General features: G+C 71.6%; 19 protein-coding genes and 1 pseudogene. 10 read left to right on the forward strand and 10 right to left on the reverse strand.

The genetic code is table 11. The features are described from left to right. Positions 1 to 68 precede the first annotated feature (68 nt). The gene (locus OG570_RS20845; RefSeq protein WP_326958537.1) at positions 69 to 1,760 is read left to right on the forward strand and encodes a hypothetical protein; all 1,692 of its coding nucleotides are present in this window, start codon (positions 69 to 71) and stop codon (positions 1,758 to 1,760) included. A 3-nt stretch (positions 1,761 to 1,763) separates the two neighbouring features. Then, on the forward strand, positions 1,764 to 1,946 hold the full coding sequence (locus OG570_RS20850) for a hypothetical protein (protein WP_247056652.1): 183 nt from the start codon (positions 1,764 to 1,766) through the stop codon (positions 1,944 to 1,946). Positions 1,947 to 2,875: 929 nt separating this feature from the next. Here OG570_RS20850 and OG570_RS20855 read toward each other — a convergent pair. After that, the gene (locus OG570_RS20855) at positions 2,876 to 4,123 is read right to left on the reverse strand and encodes a glycosyltransferase family 4 protein (protein ID WP_326951638.1); all 1,248 of its coding nucleotides are present in this window, start codon (positions 4,121 to 4,123) and stop codon (positions 2,876 to 2,878) included. Between the two features lie 173 nt (positions 4,124 to 4,296). On the opposite strand from OG570_RS20855, the gene OG570_RS20860 reads away from it, so the two are divergent. After that, complete coding sequence (locus OG570_RS20860; protein WP_326951636.1) at positions 4,297 to 4,992, forward strand: class I SAM-dependent methyltransferase; 696 nt, start codon at positions 4,297 to 4,299, stop codon at positions 4,990 to 4,992. Positions 4,993 to 5,029: 37 nt separating this feature from the next. On the opposite strand, the gene OG570_RS20865 is transcribed toward OG570_RS20860, so the two are convergent. Beyond that, positions 5,030 to 6,106, reverse strand: coding sequence for a DUF3068 domain-containing protein (locus OG570_RS20865; RefSeq protein ID WP_326958539.1), 1,077 nt, complete (start codon positions 6,104 to 6,106; stop codon positions 5,030 to 5,032). Positions 6,107 to 6,366: 260 nt separating this feature from the next. Between OG570_RS20865 and OG570_RS20870 the strand changes: the two genes are divergently transcribed. Continuing rightward, positions 6,367 to 6,864, forward strand: a complete 498-nt coding sequence (locus tag OG570_RS20870) for a hypothetical protein (RefSeq protein WP_326958541.1) — start codon at positions 6,367 to 6,369, stop codon at positions 6,862 to 6,864. Between the two features lie 47 nt (positions 6,865 to 6,911). Here OG570_RS20870 and OG570_RS20875 read toward each other — a convergent pair whose 3' ends face one another. Both OG570_RS20875 and OG570_RS20880 read right to left on the reverse strand, forming a co-directional pair. Further along, positions 6,912 to 7,460: a hypothetical protein gene (locus OG570_RS20875; RefSeq protein ID WP_326958543.1), complete on the reverse strand. Its 549-nt coding sequence runs from the start codon at positions 7,458 to 7,460 to the stop codon at positions 6,912 to 6,914. 40 nt (positions 7,461 to 7,500) lie between these two features. Continuing rightward, positions 7,501 to 7,932 (reverse strand): RidA family protein, encoded by a 432-nt coding sequence (locus tag OG570_RS20880; protein WP_326958544.1) that lies wholly within the window; start codon positions 7,930 to 7,932, stop codon positions 7,501 to 7,503. Between the two features lie 62 nt (positions 7,933 to 7,994). Here OG570_RS20880 and OG570_RS20885 point away from each other — a divergent pair, with 62 nt between their 5' ends. Both OG570_RS20885 and OG570_RS20890 read left to right on the forward strand, forming a co-directional pair. Then, on the forward strand, positions 7,995 to 8,468 hold the full coding sequence (locus OG570_RS20885) for a MarR family winged helix-turn-helix transcriptional regulator (protein WP_326958546.1): 474 nt from the start codon (positions 7,995 to 7,997) through the stop codon (positions 8,466 to 8,468). 200 nt (positions 8,469 to 8,668) lie between these two features. Then, a pseudogene (locus tag OG570_RS20890) lies at positions 8,669 to 8,954 on the forward strand (integrase core domain-containing protein); the annotation flags it as partial. Here OG570_RS20890 and OG570_RS20895 read toward each other — a convergent pair. The 4 genes from OG570_RS20895 to OG570_RS20910 all read right to left on the reverse strand — a co-directional run bounded on the left by OG570_RS20895 (position 8,951) and on the right by OG570_RS20910 (position 11,578). Then, entirely contained in the window at positions 8,951 to 9,157 is a 207-nt protein-coding gene (locus OG570_RS20895; RefSeq protein WP_247056639.1) for a helix-turn-helix domain-containing protein, read from the reverse strand. The pseudogene OG570_RS20890 and the gene OG570_RS20895 sit on opposite strands and share 4 nt — an antisense overlap. Further along, positions 9,157 to 9,636 (reverse strand): DUF2975 domain-containing protein, encoded by a 480-nt coding sequence (locus OG570_RS20900; RefSeq protein WP_326958548.1) that lies wholly within the window; start codon positions 9,634 to 9,636, stop codon positions 9,157 to 9,159. The genes OG570_RS20895 and OG570_RS20900 overlap by 1 nt, the downstream gene beginning before the upstream one ends. Positions 9,637 to 9,667: 31 nt before the next feature. After that, the gene (locus OG570_RS20905) at positions 9,668 to 10,843 is read right to left on the reverse strand and encodes a PucR family transcriptional regulator (protein WP_326958550.1); all 1,176 of its coding nucleotides are present in this window, start codon (positions 10,841 to 10,843) and stop codon (positions 9,668 to 9,670) included. 105 nt (positions 10,844 to 10,948) lie between these two features. Further along, entirely contained in the window at positions 10,949 to 11,578 is a 630-nt protein-coding gene (locus tag OG570_RS20910) for a class I SAM-dependent methyltransferase (RefSeq protein WP_326958552.1), read from the reverse strand. A gap of 176 nt (positions 11,579 to 11,754) precedes the next feature. On the opposite strand from OG570_RS20910, the gene OG570_RS20915 reads away from it, so the two are divergent. Then, positions 11,755 to 13,737, forward strand: a complete 1,983-nt coding sequence (locus tag OG570_RS20915) for a glycosyl hydrolase family 28-related protein (protein WP_326958555.1) — start codon at positions 11,755 to 11,757, stop codon at positions 13,735 to 13,737. Between the two features lie 106 nt (positions 13,738 to 13,843). Further along, the gene (locus OG570_RS20920) at positions 13,844 to 14,311 is read left to right on the forward strand and encodes a nitroreductase family deazaflavin-dependent oxidoreductase (protein WP_326960105.1); all 468 of its coding nucleotides are present in this window, start codon (positions 13,844 to 13,846) and stop codon (positions 14,309 to 14,311) included. Here the strand turns inward: OG570_RS20920 and OG570_RS20925 are convergent. Then, positions 14,301 to 14,834: a GNAT family N-acetyltransferase gene (locus OG570_RS20925; RefSeq protein ID WP_326958557.1), complete on the reverse strand. Its 534-nt coding sequence runs from the start codon at positions 14,832 to 14,834 to the stop codon at positions 14,301 to 14,303. The genes OG570_RS20920 and OG570_RS20925 overlap by 11 nt on opposite strands. A gap of 85 nt (positions 14,835 to 14,919) precedes the next feature. Here OG570_RS20925 and OG570_RS20930 point away from each other — a divergent pair, with 85 nt between their 5' ends. Both OG570_RS20930 and OG570_RS20935 read left to right on the forward strand, forming a co-directional pair. Next, positions 14,920 to 15,501 carry a YdeI/OmpD-associated family protein gene (locus tag OG570_RS20930; protein ID WP_326958559.1) on the forward strand — a complete coding sequence of 194 codons (582 nt, stop codon included), beginning with the start codon at positions 14,920 to 14,922 and terminating at the stop codon, positions 15,499 to 15,501. A gap of 19 nt (positions 15,502 to 15,520) precedes the next feature. Next, entirely contained in the window at positions 15,521 to 16,888 is a 1,368-nt protein-coding gene (locus OG570_RS20935) for a pyridoxal phosphate-dependent decarboxylase family protein (RefSeq protein ID WP_326960107.1), read from the forward strand. On the opposite strand, the gene OG570_RS20940 is transcribed toward OG570_RS20935, so the two are convergent. Then, positions 16,882 to 17,274 (reverse strand): hypothetical protein, encoded by a 393-nt coding sequence (locus OG570_RS20940; protein ID WP_247056625.1) that lies wholly within the window; start codon positions 17,272 to 17,274, stop codon positions 16,882 to 16,884. The two genes, OG570_RS20935 and OG570_RS20940, sit on opposite strands and share 7 nt — an antisense overlap. Positions 17,275 to 17,336 lie beyond the last annotated feature (62 nt).

Here is a 17,336-nt window from a genome sequence, read left to right on the forward strand (position 1 = left end):
ACGGGCTCCCATTACCGGCGAGTAATGAGCAGCGACGATAACCGCGCGGAAGACGGAAAGGAAGGGCCGTGGACGCACCGGGCAGGCGGCTGGCCCTTCCCGCCGTCTCCGCCGTGCTCGCGTTCGCCGTCTGCGCGCCCCTGCTCGGCCGCGGGTTCGTCCTGAGCTACGACATGGTGTTCGCGCCGCGGCAGTACTTCGTGCCGGACGCCTTCGGGATCGGCGCCACGCTGCCGCGGTCGGTGCCCGCCGACGCCGCCGTCGCGCTCGTCACCACCGTGCTGCCCGGCGACGTCGTCCAGAAACTCGTGCTGCTGCTGGCGATCTTCTTCGCCGCGTACGGCGCGGGCAAGCTCGTCCCGACCGAGCACACCGGCACCCGGCTGGTCGCCGCGACCGCGTACGCCTGGACGCCGTATCTCGCGGAACGGCTGTTCATCGGGCATTGGCCGCTGCTGGTGGTGTACGCGTGCCTGCCGTGGATCGTCCGCGCCGGCCTCGCCGCCCGCGACCACGAACCGAAATCCCTGTGGCGCCTCGTGCTCACCTGCGCGCCCGCGGTGCTGACGCCGCCGGGCGGGGTGCTCGCCGCCGCCGTCGCCATCGTGGCCGCCGGGTCACGCCGGATCCCGGCGACGCTCGGCATCGCCGTGCTGCTCAACCTGCCCTGGCTGGTGCCGACGTTCCTCGACGCCGGCGGCACGTACTCCGACCCGGCCGGCGTCACGGCGTTCAGCGCCCGCGCCGAAAGCTGGGGTCCGGCGCTGCTCAGCGTCCTCGGCCTCGGCGGGATCTGGAACGCCGAGACGGTGCCCGGCAGCCGCGCGATGCCGCTGATCCCCGTGCTCGTGCTCATCACGGTGGCGATCGCGCTGGCCGGGCTGAAACCGCTCGCCGCGCGCTGGGGCACCCCGCCGGTCCGCGCGCTCTTCCTCCTCGGCGTCGCGGGCGTGCTGCTGGCTTCGCTCGCCACGCTGCCGTTCGGTGACGCCGTGCTGGACTTCGCGACGCGGCGGCTCCCCGGCGCCGGTCTGCTGCGCGACGCCCAGAAGTGGGTGGCCTGGTGGGCGTTGCCGCTCGCGATCGGGTTCGCGCTCGCGATCGAAGCCGCGGCGGCGAAACTGCGGACGAGACAGGGACGCACCGGGCTCGTCGCGGCCGCGGCGCTCTTCCCGATCCTCACCATGCCGGACCTGGCGTGGGGTGGCTGGGGCCGGCTCGGCACCGCGCAGTACCCGGACGACTGGCGCGCGGTGTCCGAAGTGCTCGGTGGCGACGATCGTCCCGGTGACGTGCTGGCGTTGCCGCTCTCGACGTTCCGCGGCTTCGCGTGGAACGGCGGCCGCACGCAGCTCGACCCGGCGCCGCGCGTGCTCCCGAAACCGGTGCTGATGGACGACACCCTGCAGGTCGGGGCCGACCGGATCGCCGGTGAGGACCCGCGGATCGGCGACGTGCGCGCCGCGACGTCCGCCGGGGAGCTCACCGCGGCCGGGGTCGGCTGGATCCTCGTCGAACACGGGACCCCGGGCGACGTCGACCCGCGGCTGCTCGCCGGCGCGACGCCGGTGTGGTCCGGGGAATGGCTGACGCTGTACCGGACCCCGGGTGAGGCACCCGTGAAAGCCGTTGCGTGGGGCCCGGCTTTGCTCGCGGACGGAGTAGCGCTCACGTTGCTCTGCGTCGCACTGTTGTGCCGCATGTTACCGATGCGTACATTGAGCCGCGGCAGGACTTTCCCGCCGCGGAAGAAGGAGTGACACGTGGGCACGCTCATCGGGGTGGTAGCCGCCGTCATCATCGGTGGCGGTCTGGCGACCGGCGCGGGCTTCGCCCTCATCCAGAGCGCCGACCCGGACAGCACCGCCCAGGTGCAGGACCAGCTCAACGCGCAGGTGAAGTACAACCCCGCGGACCACCCGGCCAAGCTGTACGGGAACCGCTGACGCGCATGACGCAGTCCGCCACCGACCACGCGCACCGCGTGGTCGGGCTCTACGGCGACCCCACCGTTTCCTGGAGCATCCTCCTGGAAGCGGACCTCTTTTCGGCCCCGGACCCGGAGAAACTCCGCGCGCGGCTGGCGGCCGTCCTCCCGCAGTACCCGCTCCTCGGCGCCGCGCCGGCGGTCGAACAGACCACCGCGGCCGGGATTTCCCGGGTCCGCGCCCGGTTCGCGGCCGAGCCCTACGAACGCGGCGCGCCCCTGGTGCGCGTCGCCGTCAGCACGGACGAACCGGCGTTGCTCGTCGCCGGCCACCACGGCGCGCTCGACGGCCTCGGCCTGCTCGCCCTGCTCGGCTTCCTCCTCGACGTCCCGGTTTCCTCGGCGGCGCGCGGCATCGGGGCGCGCGCCGACGGCGGGAAGCCGTTCCTCGTTTCGGCCGTCCAGCGGCTCGCCGAGGCGCTTTTCGCGCCACCGGGCCGGATCGTGCCCGACCGGGACGGCGAGACCGCGGGAGACGTCTTCGAAGCCCGCCGCGTGCCCCGGCTGCGGCTGGGTGCCGCGGGGTTCGTCGCGGCCGCCACCCGCGCGACCGGACGCTGGAACCACGCGCACGGCGCCCGCACGGTCCGCGTCGTCGCCGCGCTGGGTGCGTCGTGGCGCTCCGGCGCCGCGCCGGAACCCGTGCACGACAGCGCGTTCTTCCGGTTGCGGCTGCCGGCCGACCCGGACTCCGGCGCCGTCGCGGACGTCCTGCGCGCACAGCCGCCCGAGCCCGATTTCCCCGCGCGCAGCAGCCGGATCGCCCGGCTGGGCACCCGGGTGCTGGCGAGCAGGCTCGGCTCGACGTTCCTGGTGTCGAACCTCGGCGTGGTGTCCACCGGGGACACCGTCCGCTCGATCGCGTTCTACCCGGCCGCGAGCGGCCGCTCAGGCGTGGCGTTCGGCGCGGCGACCACGGGGGACACCACCACGGTGACCGTGCGCGCCCGCCGCAAGGACTTCGGCGCGGCGGCCGCCGGCCGGCTGGTGGACCGGTTCCGCGACGCGGTGCGGGAACAGGCCGGCTGAACTCAGGACGCGGGGCCGCGGCGCGGGCCGGCCGGCGACGTCCCGCACGAGGGACGCGAACTCGCCGACGCTCTGGTCCCAGCTGTACTTCCCGGCCCGCTCGGCGCCGGCCAGGCCCATCTCCGCGCGGCGCAGGCCGTCCGCGAGCAGGCCGTCGACGCGGGCGGTGAAGTCGTCGAAGTCGTCGGCGAGCAGCCCGGTCCGGCCGTCCACGATGGACTCGGCGACGCCGCCCGCCGCGCGGTAGGCGACCGAGGGCACGCCGTGCGCGGCCGCCTCCATGATGACGATGCCCCAGCCCTCCTTGACCGACGGGCACAGGTGCAGCCACGAGCGCGCCAGGATCTCGTGCTTGGCCTGCTCGTCGACCCAGCCGTGCAGGGTGACGCGGTCCGCGACGCCGCGCTCGGCCGCGTGCGCCCGCAGCACCTCGTCCCACGGCCCCTGGCCGACGACCTCGAGCCGCAGCTGCGGCCAGCGCCGCGCGAGCCGCGCGACGACGTCGATGGCGTGCTCGATCCGCTTGTGCGGCACCAGCCGGCTCACCGCGACCAGCGTGGGCGAACTGTCGCGTCCGGCCGCCACCGGCGGGGGCGCGTCGAGGCCGTTGGCGACCACGGTGACGCGGTCGCGGTCGACGCCCAGCCCGGCGAGCTCGGCCTTGGTGACCTCGGAAACCGTGACGTAGGCGCACTCGCGGAACAGCCACGGCGCCAGCCGCGACTCGATCCACCAGCCGATCCGGCCCAGCGTCTCGCCCAGCGCGCTGATCCACTGTTCCTTGTGGACGTGGTGCACGAGCACCAGCACCGGACAGCCGGCGACCAGCCGGGCGAAGAACGGCATCCCGTTCTGGACGTCCACCACCAGGTCCGCGCGGGCCCGCCGGATCGCCCGCAGCGCGTGCGCGTAGACGCCGAACTTGTTGCCGCGGCGCCGGTAGCGGACGCCGTCTCGCCATTCGCCCGCGGTCGCGCCGGGGTAGGCCGCGCACTGGATCTCGACCCGGTAGCCCGCTTTCGCGAGCCCTTCGGCCATCCGCTCGACGTACCGCTCGGACCCGCCGCCCTCGGGGTGGCCGGTGTCGCGCCAGTTGACCAGGAGCACACGAGGACGGTCCATCGGGTTATCCAAACTGTAGCGACGATGCTAGGTTACCGGTGCGTACACAGTATGCGTACACAGTAGAGGAACGTATTTCGGAAAGCGATGGTTCAATGGCAGTAAATCCGGTCGTCGCCCCGAACACCGAGCCGCACCGCGCGACGCTCCACCGTTCCGTGACGCTCTTCCGCACCTTTCTCACCGAACAGACCGACCCGGACGGCTTCTACTCGGCGCTCGCCGCCGACTCCGTGCGGCAACTGGCGGCCCACGCTCCGCTGTCCGGGCGCACGGTGCTCGACGTCGGGGGCGGTCCGGGGTATTTCTCGGACGCCTTCCGCGCGGCCGGCGCGACGTATCTCGGGGTCGACCCGGACGTCGGCGAGCTGTCCGCGCGCGGTGAGCCGGGGGAGAACATGATCCGCGCGAGCGGCACGGAACTGCCCGTGCGCAGCGGATCCGTGGACGTCTGCTACTCGTCGAACGTGCTGGAGCACGTCGCGAAGCCGTGGGTGATGCTCGACGAGATGTGCCGGGTGACCAAGCCCGGCGGCACCGTCTTCGCGTCGTTCACGCCGTGGTATTCACCCTGGGGCGGGCACGAGACCGCGCCGTGGCATTTCCTCGGCGGTTACTACGCGCGTCAGCGTTATTTCCGGAAGCTCGGGAAGCAGCCGAAGAACAAATTCGGCGAAAGCCTTTTCCCGGTGTCGGTCGGCGCCGCGCTCCGCTGGGCGAAGGCGACGCCGCTGGCCGATCTGGTGGCCGGGTACCCGCGTTATCACCCGAGCTGGGCGATGTGGATCGTGCGGGTCCCGGCCCTGCGGGAAATCGCGTCCTGGAATCTGGTCCTGGTGTTGCGGCGGCGCTGATCCGGCGGCGCGGCGTGATCCGGCCCGCCCGCGTGATTCAGGGGCCGGCGGTGAAGAGCACCTTCCGCGGCGGCTGCTTACCCCGCGGCGCGACCGGGGGTTCGGGCCGCCGGCGCCGGGCCAGCAGCACGATCGAGCCGATGATCAGCACGCCGCCACCGATCCCGAGCCACAGGGGACCGGTGCTGGAGAGGAACTCCAAACGGCCCTTGTTCGCGTTCACCTGGTCGGCCATCTTCGCGACGGTCTCCGCGGTGAAGGCGAGCGTCCCGTCGAACACCACGGCCGAGCTGGTGAGGGTGCGCAGCTCCTGGTGCTGCTGTTGCTGCTGCTTGACCTCGATCCCGGTGACCGGCTCCACCCACATCGTGTTGACACCGCGGTAGTAGAGGTCGGCCTTGACGGTCGGGTCCGCGGAGCCGACGAGGGAGCCCGGCACGTCCTTCGTGGCGGTCTTGGTGTCGGGGATGTCCTGGACGAACTTGTAGGTCTCGATCCCGTCGACGGTCTCGGTCCCGGAGTACTTGGCGGTGACGGCCGCGCCGGTGTTGTCGTCGTAGACCTTGTAGTCCTGCTGCTCGGTGCCGAACGGGAACTTGAACTGCAGCCCGGGCTGCGCCTTGTAGTCGTTCGTCTCCGGCGGCTTCTGGCCGTCCTTGTCCGCCTTGTCCTTCAGCTCGGTGACGAAGCTGCTCTTGGCGTCGCACTGCGGGTCGGACTCGCCGCGCGGCTCGTAGCCCTCGCCGGTGCGCCGGTCGAAGCAGACCTGCCGCTTGCTCGCGCTGAGCACGGTGTTGTCGGCGTCGTCGGTGACCTGCACGGCCAGGAGCCAGACCGCGTAGTCGGTGTCCTGGTGCATCTCCGGCGCCGCGAAGTTCGCCTGCACGTGGGCCGTCGCGGTCAGCTTGGCGTCCTTGCGGATCGCCGAGACCGGGCCGGAACCGTTGTCCGTCACGGCGAGCACCTGGCTCGCGGTGCCTTCGAGCAGCGACGTCGAATCCTGGTCGAGCGGCACCTTGGCGAGCTTGGGGTAGACGTAGGTCGGCAGGAGCACGGCACCCGCGACCGCGAATACGCCCAGTGCCAGCAAGATCAGGCCGAAAGCACGTCGCAACGGTCCTCCTGGTGTCACGCAAATTACCGGGCGGTAATCAGTGCCCGGATAGTGGCCCGCGCCACGCCGGGCGTCAAAGTGTGACCGGCGGTCACAGACACCCGGTACGACCGGAAGGTCGCATGTGCGCCGCCATTCGCACCAAGCGACCAAACATGTTTGTTCCCGGGCACAACGGGCATGGGCCCACCATCGGACGATCCTCACTCCGCCGCGCAGTACCGCAAGGGAGAATCCCCACTTTGTCGCAGGATCCTCCGATGGTCGCCATCGCGGCCACCGCTCGCTGGCGCGCCCGGATCGTGGCGGCGGCCGCGAGCGTCGGTGTCAGTCTCAGTGATCCGTCGGCGGGCATCCCGGGCATCCGCACGCTCGTCTGCGATCGCGGCGACCTGGCGCGGTTCGTCCCCCGCCTGGCCCGCGACGCCGAGCCACCCCGCCCGGCGATCGGCGCCCATTCGGACTCGATAGCCGACCGCGAGCTGCGCGACGCCGTCGCCGACGTGGCGGCCCTGCTTTCGTTGCACGGCAACGTGGTACTCGACCTGGACGCGGGCGGCCGCCGCCGCCCGGCGCCGCGAGCGGACGTGGTCGTCTCGGCCGCCGTGAACCGTCCCCAGTGGACGGAGCCGGCGGTGACGCTCCCCGTGGGCACGGCCCGGCGCGGGGGCCCGCTCACGGTGGAGCTCACCGCCGGCCCCGGCTTCGAGGGCACCCTGCTGGAACTGGCGAGGCTGGTGGAGCTGGACGCGGCTTAGCCCGGGGCCGAACGGCTCCCGCCGAGTCGGCCCTGCCGCACGCCGTGTCAGGAATTCGCGGCCGCTCCCTTCCGGTGGACCTCGCAGTCCGGGTTCGGGCATTCGGCCGCGAGCCGGGTGTTCCACGCCGCCAGCATCGACTCGTGGCGCCGCGCGAACCGGGCGTCCCGCCGCGCCTGCCACGCCGACGGGTTCACCATGCGGGTCACCAGGAACTGGCCGGGCATGTAGTCGTTGCCGACGTCGGCGACCTCCAGGCCGGCGGCCGTCAGGATCGTCCGCATCGCCTCGGCCATCGCTGCCCCGATCGCGGACGTCAACCGCCCGAACGCCGCGCATTCCGCGCCCTCGCGGTGCGGGTCGTCGCCCCAGGCTTCCTGCGCCGCGTCGAGCAGGATCGCGTGCTCGTACCAGTCGACCGCCACTCCGCGCAGATCCGGCACGTCGACGTACACGACCGCGCCGGCGGTGCCGGTCGGGTGTTCTCCCGGCGCCACCGGCAACCCGGCGGCGGCCAGTTCGGCCTGGACGATGTCGCGGAGGGTCTCCAGCCGGAACCGGCGGTCCGGTTCCGCCGCGGCGGGTGTTTCCGTCATGCCGCCATCGTCACAGACACCCCCGACAAAATCCGGGGGCTCAGCTCACGACGGCCGTGGCCCGGATCTCCACCCGCATCCCCGGTGCGCCCAAAGCCGCGACGCCGAGCTGGGTCCAGATGGGCGCTCGGTCGCCCATACGCTTGCGGAACTGCTCCACCATGACGCGCGTGTGGTCGTCGCCGATGGTGTCGGGTGCCGTGGGGATGTGGAACGAGTCCACCGCGACCACGTCGGTCCAGCTCGCGCCCGCGGTGGCGAGCGTGCGCTCGACGTTCTCGAAGGCCTGGACGATCTCCTCCTCCAGGGACTCGGGGAAGACGGTGTCGTCGTCCCAGCCGCCCTGGCCCGAGATCTCGACGCGGTCGCCGATCCGGACCGCCTGCGTGTAGTGCAGGGCGGCCAGGTGCTTGGGGCCGTAGCCGGGGGTGACGAAGAACTCGGGCATGACGTTCCCTTCGATTGACTTCACGCTTGAAGTCAACGTATCAGACTTCAAGAGTGAAGTCATGCCGAGCTGGGTAGAGTTCCCCCATGGCACCCGATGACGACGAGCCGCGCTGGCTGACGCCGTCCGAAAAGGACGCCTGGACCGGGCTGGCCTCGCTCGTCCTGCTGCTGCCGGGCAAGCTGGAAGCGCCGTTGCAGCAGGAAGCCGGCGTGACGCTCTTCGAGTACCTGGCGCTCAGCCAGATGTCGGAGGCGCCGGACCGCCGGCTGCGGATGAGCGAACTCGCCTACCTGGCCAACGGTTCGCTCTCGCGACTGTCCAACGTGGTCAAGCGGTTCGAGCAGCGGGGCTGGGTCGAACGCTCACCCGATCCCGGCGACGGCCGCTACACGCTGGCCGCGCTCACTGACGCGGGTTACGCCGTGGTCGTCGCCGCGGCGCCGGCGCACGTGCGGGCCGTGCGGCAGCTCGTGCTCGACCCGCTCACCGCGGCCGACCAGCAGGCCCTGGCCCGGATAGCCGAAAAGCTGCGGGTGCGGCCCGTCGACCTCGCTTAGTCGTTCTGTCCGGGGAGGTTGCGATCGGTGCGACACGTGATCGGATGATCTTGGTGTGAGGGATTGCGACGTCTACACCGAGCAACGGAGACCCTCGTGACCCACGCTGACGCACCTCTGACCCCGACCGGCAGGCTGCGCTCGGCAACATCCCCGACGGCGCGGCCACAAAGTCCACAGCCGTGAATGACCACTCCCGGCTGACCGACAACGGATCCTGCTACCGCTCACTTCCCTGGCGCGACACGCTGCGCGACGCGCACATCGTTCACAAGCGCACCCGGCCTTGCCGGCCGCAGATCAACGGCAAGGTCGAGCGGTTCGACCGGACCCTGCTCGAGGAATGGGCCTACGGCCGGCCCTGCCGCACCGAGACCGAACGCCGGGCGGCCCTGCCGGGCTGGCTGCACACCTACAACCACCACCGAGGACACACCTCACTGGCTAGTCAGCCACGCCCCCAACCTCACAGGGCAATACACCTAGTCGTCGACCCACTCCAGCAGGTCGCCGGGCTGGCACTCGAGGACCCGGCACATGGCTTCCAGCGTGCTGAAGCGCACGGCTTTCGCGCGGCCGTTCTTCAGGACGGCGACGTTGGCCGGCGTCAGCCCGACCTTCTCCGCGAACTCGCCGACGCTCAGCTTGCGCTTGGCGAGTTCGACGTCGATGCGCACGACGATCGCCATCAGATGACCGCTTCCATGTCGGTACGCAGCGTAGTGGCCTGGCGCAGCAGGGCGCGCATGACCACCATCAGCAGGCCGATCACGGTGATCCCGACGGTGGCCAGGAACAACACCATCGGCATCCCCGGGTCGTCCGCGTTGAAGCCGACGAAGATCAGCATGCCGGCGAAGACCACCCACGCGGCGACCACGGCCCAGACGATCGCGTCGACCCACTTCAGGGCGCCGCTGGTGAAGATCCGGTCCTTCTTGACCAGGGTCAGCAGCTTCCACGTCGCGACCACCACCACCTCGACGCACAGCACGAGGAACACCGCGATCGCGGTCAGCGGCCACCGGAGGCTCGCGTCGTTCGGGTTCTGCGACGTCGTGTACGCGATCCCGCCGGGCAGCGAGAGCGTCTGGAAGACGACCAGGACGGCGAACAGCACGACGAGGAAGACCCGGAGCGCGGGTACGGCCCACTTCTCTGCGAACATGTGACGACTATCGCTGGATATCTATCGAAAGTCAATCGACGGGATCCAGTCGTACCGATTCGAGGGCGACGTACAGCTCGCCGATGTCCACCGGATCGGTCAGGTCGCGCTTGGTCAGCTCCTGCACGCGCCGCAGGCGGTAGCGGACGGTGTTGGGGTGCACGAACAACCGGTCCGCCGCCTCCTTCGCCGACCCGTGGCCGCCGAACCACGCGAGCAGCGTGTCGAGCAGGACCTTGCGCTCGGCACCCGGCAGCGTGAGCACCCCCGACAACGCGGACCGCACGACGTCGCGGGCCATCCCCGGCGCGGCCGCGACCAGCGTGGTCACCGGCGAGTCGCCGAACACCACCACGCCCGCGGTCGCCGACGGCAGTGAGCGACGCGCGATCCGGGCCCGGTGCAGCGCGTCCGGGACGTCCGGGAACCCGGTGAACGGCCGGCTCAGCCCGGCCGCGACCGGCAGCGAACCCAGCACCTCCCGCAGCCGCCGGACGTCTTCGATCCGGTCGATCGCGACCAGGCCCGCTTCGCCGCCGGGCCGCCAGGCCGACCGCCAGCGCCGCGCCCGCATCAAGGCCTCGACGGTGTCCTGTCCGTCCGGTTCGACGCGTTCGGTGACGACGGCGACGAACATGCCCGCGGTCGGCAGCCCCAGCTCGCGGGCCGCGGACTCCATTTCGGACTGACCGGCCAGCCGGCCGCGCAGCAGGTCGTCCAGCCGCTGGACGTTCGCGTGCGACGGCTCGGCCGCGACCTCGTCGTACGCCGTGGTCAGCGCGTCCGAGTAGAGGTCGATCGCCTTCCAGACGTAGGAGTTGATCTCGATCGTGCGGGTGGAGCTGAGGAACTCGGGCCCGGCCAGCTCCAGCAGGGCCTCGTAGACGAACGTGCCGCCGATCCGGAACGCGCGCAGCACCGCCGGGAGCGGAATGCCCTGCCGCGCTTGGACGAGCCCGGTCTTGCGGGCCGCGTCGAGGGCGAGGCCGTGGCCGTCGGCCAGCGCCGTGAGCGCGCGTTCGAGGTTGGCGTGGCAGACCTTGCGCAGCTCGGCCGGCGCGACGTGGTCGACCTGGCGGTAGAACTCGTCCTCGTCGCTGAGCAGCCGGGCGAGGCGATCGGCGAACTCCGGCAGCCGGCCCAGCATTTCGCGCACCAGCTCACGGTGTTCGCGAGGTACCGGCCTGGCCAGAGCTTCGATGCCCATCCCTCACTTTAGCTCGGGTTCCGGCGCCCGGGATACGCACGAAGTTGAGTAAAATTCATATCCGCTGGGTGATCTTCCCGGTGAGGGGTTGACGCCACGACTGACTCACGAAACCCGGCGCGCGGTCAGGTAGACGTGCGGCTCGGGCGCGGCACCGGGGTGGTCCGGGACGAACTCCGCTCGCTCCTCGCGGATGATCTCCAGCCCGGCCGCGCGCAGCAGCCCGGCCAGCGCTTCGGCGGTGAAACTGCTCGCGCGCACGGGGTGCCCCATGAAGACGATGTCGAGCCCGTCGACATCCGCCGGCACGGTGGCCAGCAGGACCAGACCGCCCGGTTTCACCCAGGCCGCCAGCCGGCCGATCACGGTCTCCTGCTCCGCGCGCGTGAGCTGCAGCAGCGAGAAGAACGTCGTGACCGCGTCCCAGGTGCCGTCCTCGAAGGTCAGTTCGCGCAGGTCGCCGAGCTCGAACCGGGCGGCGGGCACCTGCGCCCGCGCGATCTCGACCATCTTCGGCGCGATGTCGTACCCGGTGACGTCGTGGCCCGCCGCGGCCAGCAGTTCGGCGACCGGGCGCCCGGTGCCCGAGCCCAGGTCGAGCACCTTCGCCCGCGGGGGCAGCGATTCGATCAACGCCGTGATCGCGTCCCGCTGGGCGATCGCGGTGCGGAAGGCGGCTTCGTAGTCCTTGCCGAGCGCGTCGAAGACCTCGGCGGCGGATTCGGGACGAGTCATGCCCCGACCGTGCCAGAAACCCACGCCCGCGCGGGAGTGAACGTCCGATTGCGCAAGTCTGCGACCGCACAACGCAAGTTCGGAGTAAGTTCGGGCAAAATTGGGGCAACGTCTTGTGGCCTGGCCGAAGTGCGACCTACTCTTCCGCCGCACGCCCGAGAGAAACGAGTCCCGCGATGTCGCGAAGCACCCTCGGAGCCGCGTTCGTCGCGGTCGTCACCGCTCTTGTCTCCGTCGCCGTCCCCGCGTCGGCCGCCATCGCCCGGCCTGTGGTGACGCGCGCCGCGCTCGACCCCGCGCTGGTCGCCGGGCGCGGCGCCACCGTCGGCTTCGCCGAGCAGGAGGCGGAGAACGCCCGCACCGACGGCACCGTGATCGGCCCGGACCGCTCGGCCTACACGCTGCCCGCCGAGGCGTCCGGCCGTCGCGCCGTGAAACTGACGGCGGGGCAGCACGTCGAGTTCACGCTGCCCGCCGCGGCCAACGCGATCACCGTCCGCTACAGCATCCCGGACGCGCCGCACGGCGGCGGGATCACCGCGCCGCTGGACGTCACCGTCGACGGCGGCCACCGGCAGGCGATGACGCTGACCTCGCAGTACGCGTGGCTGTACAACCAGTACCCGTTCACGAACGACCCGGACGCGGACCTGCTGCACCCGGACTGGTGGATCACCGAGTGCTCGTGCGTCCCCGCCGCGACCACCCCGCCGCCGGTCGTCGCGAAACCCTTCCGTCCCAACCACTTCTACGACGAACAGCGCCTGCTGCTCGGCAAGACCTACCGGGCCGGGGACAAGGTCCGGCTCACCGTCCCGGCCGGGACGCCCGCCGCGTGGACGGTCGTCGACCTGCTCGACTCCGAGCTCGTCGCGCCGCCGCGCGTCGACCTCGTGGCCGCGAACGTGCTGTTCTTCGGCGCCGACCCGACCGGCAAGCGCGACTCCGCCGACGCCCTCGACCGCGCGATCGCCTTCGCCCGCCGGGCGCACCTCAAGGTCTACCTGCCGCCCGGCACCTACCAGGTCAACCGGCACATCATCGTCGACGACGTCACGATCGAAGGCGCCGGCAACTGGTACACGATCGTCAAGGGGCACGAGGTCAAGCTTGACACCCCCGCGCCGGACGGCTCGGTGCACACCGGCGTCGGCTTCTACGGTCGTGACGCGTCCGCCGGCGGCAGCCACAACGTCCACCTCTCCGGCTTCGCGATCGTCGGCGACGTCCGGGAACGCGTCGACACCGACCAGGTCAACGCCATCGGCGGTGCGCTCAGCGACTCCACTGTGGACGGCCTGTACCTGCACCACACCAAGGTCGGCCTGTGGTTCGACGGCCCGATGAAGAACACGCGGATCACGAACAACGTCATCGCCGACCAGATCGCCGACGGCTTGAACTTCCACACCGGCGTCACGGACTCGTTGGTGTCGAACAACTTCGTCCGCAACACCGGTGACGACGGCCTCGCGATGTGGTCGGAGAAGACCGAGAACGCGCGCAACACGTTCAGCCACAACACCGTCCAGACGCCGGTGCTGGCCAACGGGATCGCGCTCTACGGCGGCACCGACACCACCGTGGCGGGCAACCTGGTCGCCGACCCGATCCGCGAGGGCAGCGCGATCCAGGTCGGCTCGCGCTTCGGCGCCGAGCCGTTCACCGGGTACGTGCGGATCACGGACAACACGACCGTCCGGGCCGGGACCTTCGAACTCAACTGGAAGATCGGGCTCGGCGCGATCTGGTTCTACGCCCTGGAAAAGAACATCGACGCCGACGTCCAGGTGACCGGCGACGCCTTCCTCGACAACACCTACAACGCGATCATGCTGGTCAGCGACTTCCCGGTGAAGGACCTGTACTCGATCAACGGCCTGAAGTTCGCGGACCTGCGCGTCGACGGCGCCGGGACGTCGGTGCTGAGCGCCCGCGCGGCCGGGTCGGCGTCGTTCCGCGACGTCGACGCCCGCAACGTCGGCGCGGTCGGCGTCAACAACTGCGGGTCGTTCAACTTCCCGCCGACGGGCTCGGAGTTCTCGCTGACCGACCTCGGCGGCAACTCGAGCTGGCTGGCCCCCTGGCTCCTCCCGAACACGATCACCTGCGACGACCGCCCGCCGGTGGTCCCGCCACCCGCACCGTCCACCTGGTGAGTGCCGCCCGGGGGTCGTGAGTGTTTAGGGCGGTTAGAACCGCCCTAAACACTCACGACCGGCCGCGGCAGAGGGCCCGGCCGCTAGGGTTCGTGGGGTGGCTGGGTTGCGGGGTGTGTTCGCGGGGTTCGGGAAGAGCAAGGCGTTCGCGGTGGTCGGGCGGGCGTTGATGCCGGCCGACCGGGTGCTGCTGCGGATCAGCGGTGGCCGGGTCGGCGTCGGCACCGCCGTCGGGCTGCGGACGCTGCTGCTCACCACGCTCGGGCGCCGCAGCGGCGAACCGCGTCAGGTGCCGCTGTTGTACGTCGAGCGCGGCGGCGGGTACGTCGTCATCGGCTCGAACTGGGGCGGCGAGGCGCACCCGGCGTGGTCGGCGAACCTGCTGGCCAACCCGAAGGCGACCGCCGCGATCGCCGGCCGGACGGCCGAGGTCACCGCGCGGTTGCTCATCGGGGAAGAGCGCCAGGAGATGTGGGACGCGGTCGCGGAGTACTGGCCCGCGTACGACCGCTACGCCGTGCGGGCCGGGCACCGCGAGATCCGCGTCTTCCTGCTGGAGCCGGTCAGTCGATGAGGTCGGTGTGCCGGATCCGGTACACCTGCAGCCGCAGGTTGTAGTACTTGTCGGTCTCGCCGACCCACTGCATGCCGAGCCGCTTGGCGACGGCGATCGCGCGCGTGTTGTTCGGCCGGGCGACCGCGAACAGTTCGTCGGTGTCCTGGGTGAACGCCCACTGGATGAGCGCTTGCGACGCCTCCGACGCGTAACCCTGGCCCCAGACGCCGGGGCTCAGCTGCCAGCTCAGCTCCAGGTCCTCTTCGAACGGCGGGAGCAGCCGGATGCCGAGGCCGCCGATCACGGCGCCGTCCTCCTTGCGCTCCACGGCCCAGCGCCCGCGCGGCGGCCAGAGGTTGGGCTGCGCCTCCTGCCACGCGTTCAGCACGGCGCGCATCGCGCCGACGTCGCTGACGCGGTCCATGGCCGGGGTCAGCCAGTGCGTGACGTCTTCCGCGCCGTAGATCTCGAACGCGGCTTCGGCGTCGTCCACCGTCCAGTCCCGGATCACGAGCCGGTCGGTGCTCAGCGCAATCTCCATATCAAGACGCTACGCCGGGAGGGCCGCGGTTGTTCCCGCCGGAAAGTGCTCAGAAGGTGAACACTTCACCCCCGATGATGTGGGCATGGAGACTTTGGACGGCATCGCGGTGCTGAAGGTCACGTCGGTCGCGCAGTGGCGGGAGTGGCTCGCGTCGCGCGGCACGGCGGCAGCGGTGTGGCTGGTGATCCGGCGCAAGCACAGCGCGTCGCCGGGGGTGCTGGTGCACGAGGCGATGGAGCAGGCGCTGTGCTTCGGCTGGATCGACAGCAAAGCGCTGCGGCGGGACGCGGAGAGCACGTACCTCTGCTTCACACCGCGGAACCCGAAGAGCACGTGGAGCCGCGTGAACCGCGACCGCGTGGCCCGGCTGACGGCGGCCGGCCTGATGACGCCGTCCGGGCAGGCGGTGGTCGACCTCGCCCGCCGCACCGGGACCTGGGACGCGCTGGCCGAGGCGCAGGACGGCGTCGTCCCGCCGGATCTGGCGCGGGCGTTCGACGCCGTCGCGGCCGCGCACTTCGCCGCGTTCCCGCCGTCGTCGAAGCGGCTGATCCTGGAGTGGATCGCGAAGGCGAAGCGCCCGGAGACGCGGCAGCGGCGCATCACGACGACCGCCGAGCTGGCCCGGGAAAACGTGCGGGCCGCGCACCCGAAGGCCGCCTAGAGTCGGGGCCGTGGACGAACTGCGTGACCTCCTGGCCCGGGCCGCCGCGCTGGCCGCGGACCACCGGGACTCCCTGGCCGAACGACCGGTGGCGCCGGCCGCCGACGCCGCCGCGTTGCGCGCGGGCTTCGGCGGGCCGCTGCCGACGGACCCGAGCCCGCCGTCCGACGTGCTCGAACACCTCGCGCGGGCCGCCGCGCCCGGGCTGATGGCGACCGCCGGGCCGCGGTTCTTCGGGTTCGTCATCGGCGGGGGACTGCCCGCCGCGACCGCCGCCGACGTCCTCGCCGCGGGCTGGGACCAGAACGCCTTCAACGCCGTGCTCTCACCGGCCGCCGCGGCCGCGGAAGACGTCGCCGGCGGCTGGCTCAAGGAGCTGCTCGGCATCCCGGCCGGCGCGACGGCCGGGTTCGTCACCGGCGGGCAGGCGGCGAACACCGTCGGGCTCACCGCCGCGCGCCACCACGTGCTCGCCGAAGCGGGCTGGGACGTCGAACGCGACGGGCTCTTCGGCGCCCCGCGCGTCCGCGTGGTCGCGAGCGCCGAACGGCACGCGACGATCGACCGCGCGTTGCGGCTGCTGGGCTTCGGCACGAGCGCCGTCGAGGAGGTGGCGGCCGGTCCCCAGGGCGCGATCGACGTCGCCGACCTGGTGCGGATGCTGGCCGCCGGGACCGGTCCGGCGATCGTCTGCCTGCAGGCGGGCAACGTGAACACCGGCGCGTGCGACGACCTGCGCGCCGCCCGCGAAGCCGCCGGTGACGCCTGGGTGCACGTCGACGGCGCGTTCGGCCTGTGGGCCGCGGCCAACCCGGCCACGGCGTCGCTGCTCGACGGCGTCGAGCTGGCCGACTCCTGGGCCTGCGACGGGCACAAGTGGCTCAACGTGCCCTACGACTCGGGGTTCGTGTTCTGCGCCCGGCCGGACGCCCACGCCGCGGCCTTCGCCAACCGCGCGGCCTACCTCGTCGGCGCGGGCGAGGTGGCCGGCATGGGCGACCTCACGCCGGAGTCGTCGCGGCGCGCCCGCGGGTTCGCCGTCTGGGCGGCCCTGCGCGAACTGGGCCGTGACGGCGTGGCCGAGCTCGTCGACCGCTGCTGCCGGCTGGCCCGCCGCTTCGCCGCGGCGCTCGCCGACGGCGGCGCGGAGATCGCCAACGACGTCGTCCTCAACCAGGTCCTGGTGTCATTCGGCGACGACGCCCGCACCGACGCGCTCGTCACGGCGATCCAGCGCGACGGCACGTGCTGGCTCGGCGGAACCACCTGGCGCGGCCGCCGGTACGTGCGGATTTCGGTGTCGAACTGGTCCACGACGGAGGCCGACGTCGACCGTTCGGCGGCGGCGATCCTGCGGCTGGCCGGACTTGGCCAGGGACTTCAGTAGCCTTCACGCACCGAAAGCGGCTCCGATTTCCACGAAATCGTCTTCGCGCCACCGGTCGGCCACGCCGACGAGAGCCGCCGCCGCACGCTGCCGAGCGCACCGAGGGTGACCAGGTCGACGCCGGAACCCTGCGCTGCCAACGAGTTCACCTCGGTGCCGGTCAACGGCACGATGTCGAAGAACTGGGCGTCCGCGCCGCCGGTCCAGTCGACGAACTCGGTGAAGATCGAGGCGAACGCCTGGCCGCATTCCGGACATTCGCGCAGGGAAACGCCGAAGTGCGACTGCTCCACCAAACGGTGGGTTTCCCGGAGCCGGGTCGTGCAGAACGCCATCGCGGTCAATGCGTCTTTGCCGCAACAGCGGGCGCAGCCGAACTCCGTCATGCGGGGATCTTCGCACACGGTGAATCCGCACCCGGCTGCGACACGACCGGGAAATCTGTTCG

This window comes from Amycolatopsis sp. NBC_01286 (assembly GCF_035982555.1).
In the GTDB taxonomy this organism is placed as follows: Bacteria; Actinomycetota; Actinomycetes; order Mycobacteriales; family Pseudonocardiaceae; genus Amycolatopsis.

Excerpts from the sequence above, each read along its gene's own strand:
- OG570_RS20870 (WP_326958541.1), top strand. The coding sequence starts at position 6,367 with ATGGTCGCCATCGCGGCCACCGCTCGCTGGCGCGCCCGGATCGTGGCG.
- OG570_RS20875 (WP_326958543.1), bottom strand. The coding sequence starts at position 7,460 with ATGACGGAAACACCCGCCGCGGCGGAACCGGACCGCCGGTTCCGGCTG.
- OG570_RS20885 (WP_326958546.1), top strand. The coding sequence starts at position 7,995 with ATGGCACCCGATGACGACGAGCCGCGCTGGCTGACGCCGTCCGAAAAG.
- OG570_RS20895 (WP_247056639.1), bottom strand. The coding sequence starts at position 9,157 with ATGGCGATCGTCGTGCGCATCGACGTCGAACTCGCCAAGCGCAAGCTG.
- OG570_RS20900 (WP_326958548.1), bottom strand. The coding sequence starts at position 9,636 with ATGTTCGCAGAGAAGTGGGCCGTACCCGCGCTCCGGGTCTTCCTCGTC.
- OG570_RS20905 (WP_326958550.1), bottom strand. The coding sequence starts at position 10,843 with ATGGGCATCGAAGCTCTGGCCAGGCCGGTACCTCGCGAACACCGTGAG.
- OG570_RS20910 (WP_326958552.1), bottom strand. The coding sequence starts at position 11,578 with ATGACTCGTCCCGAATCCGCCGCCGAGGTCTTCGACGCGCTCGGCAAG.
- OG570_RS20915 (WP_326958555.1), top strand. The coding sequence starts at position 11,755 with ATGTCGCGAAGCACCCTCGGAGCCGCGTTCGTCGCGGTCGTCACCGCT.
- OG570_RS20925 (WP_326958557.1), bottom strand. The coding sequence starts at position 14,834 with ATGGAGATTGCGCTGAGCACCGACCGGCTCGTGATCCGGGACTGGACG.
- OG570_RS20930 (WP_326958559.1), top strand. The coding sequence starts at position 14,920 with ATGGAGACTTTGGACGGCATCGCGGTGCTGAAGGTCACGTCGGTCGCG.
- OG570_RS20940 (WP_247056625.1), bottom strand. The coding sequence starts at position 17,274 with ATGACGGAGTTCGGCTGCGCCCGCTGTTGCGGCAAAGACGCATTGACC.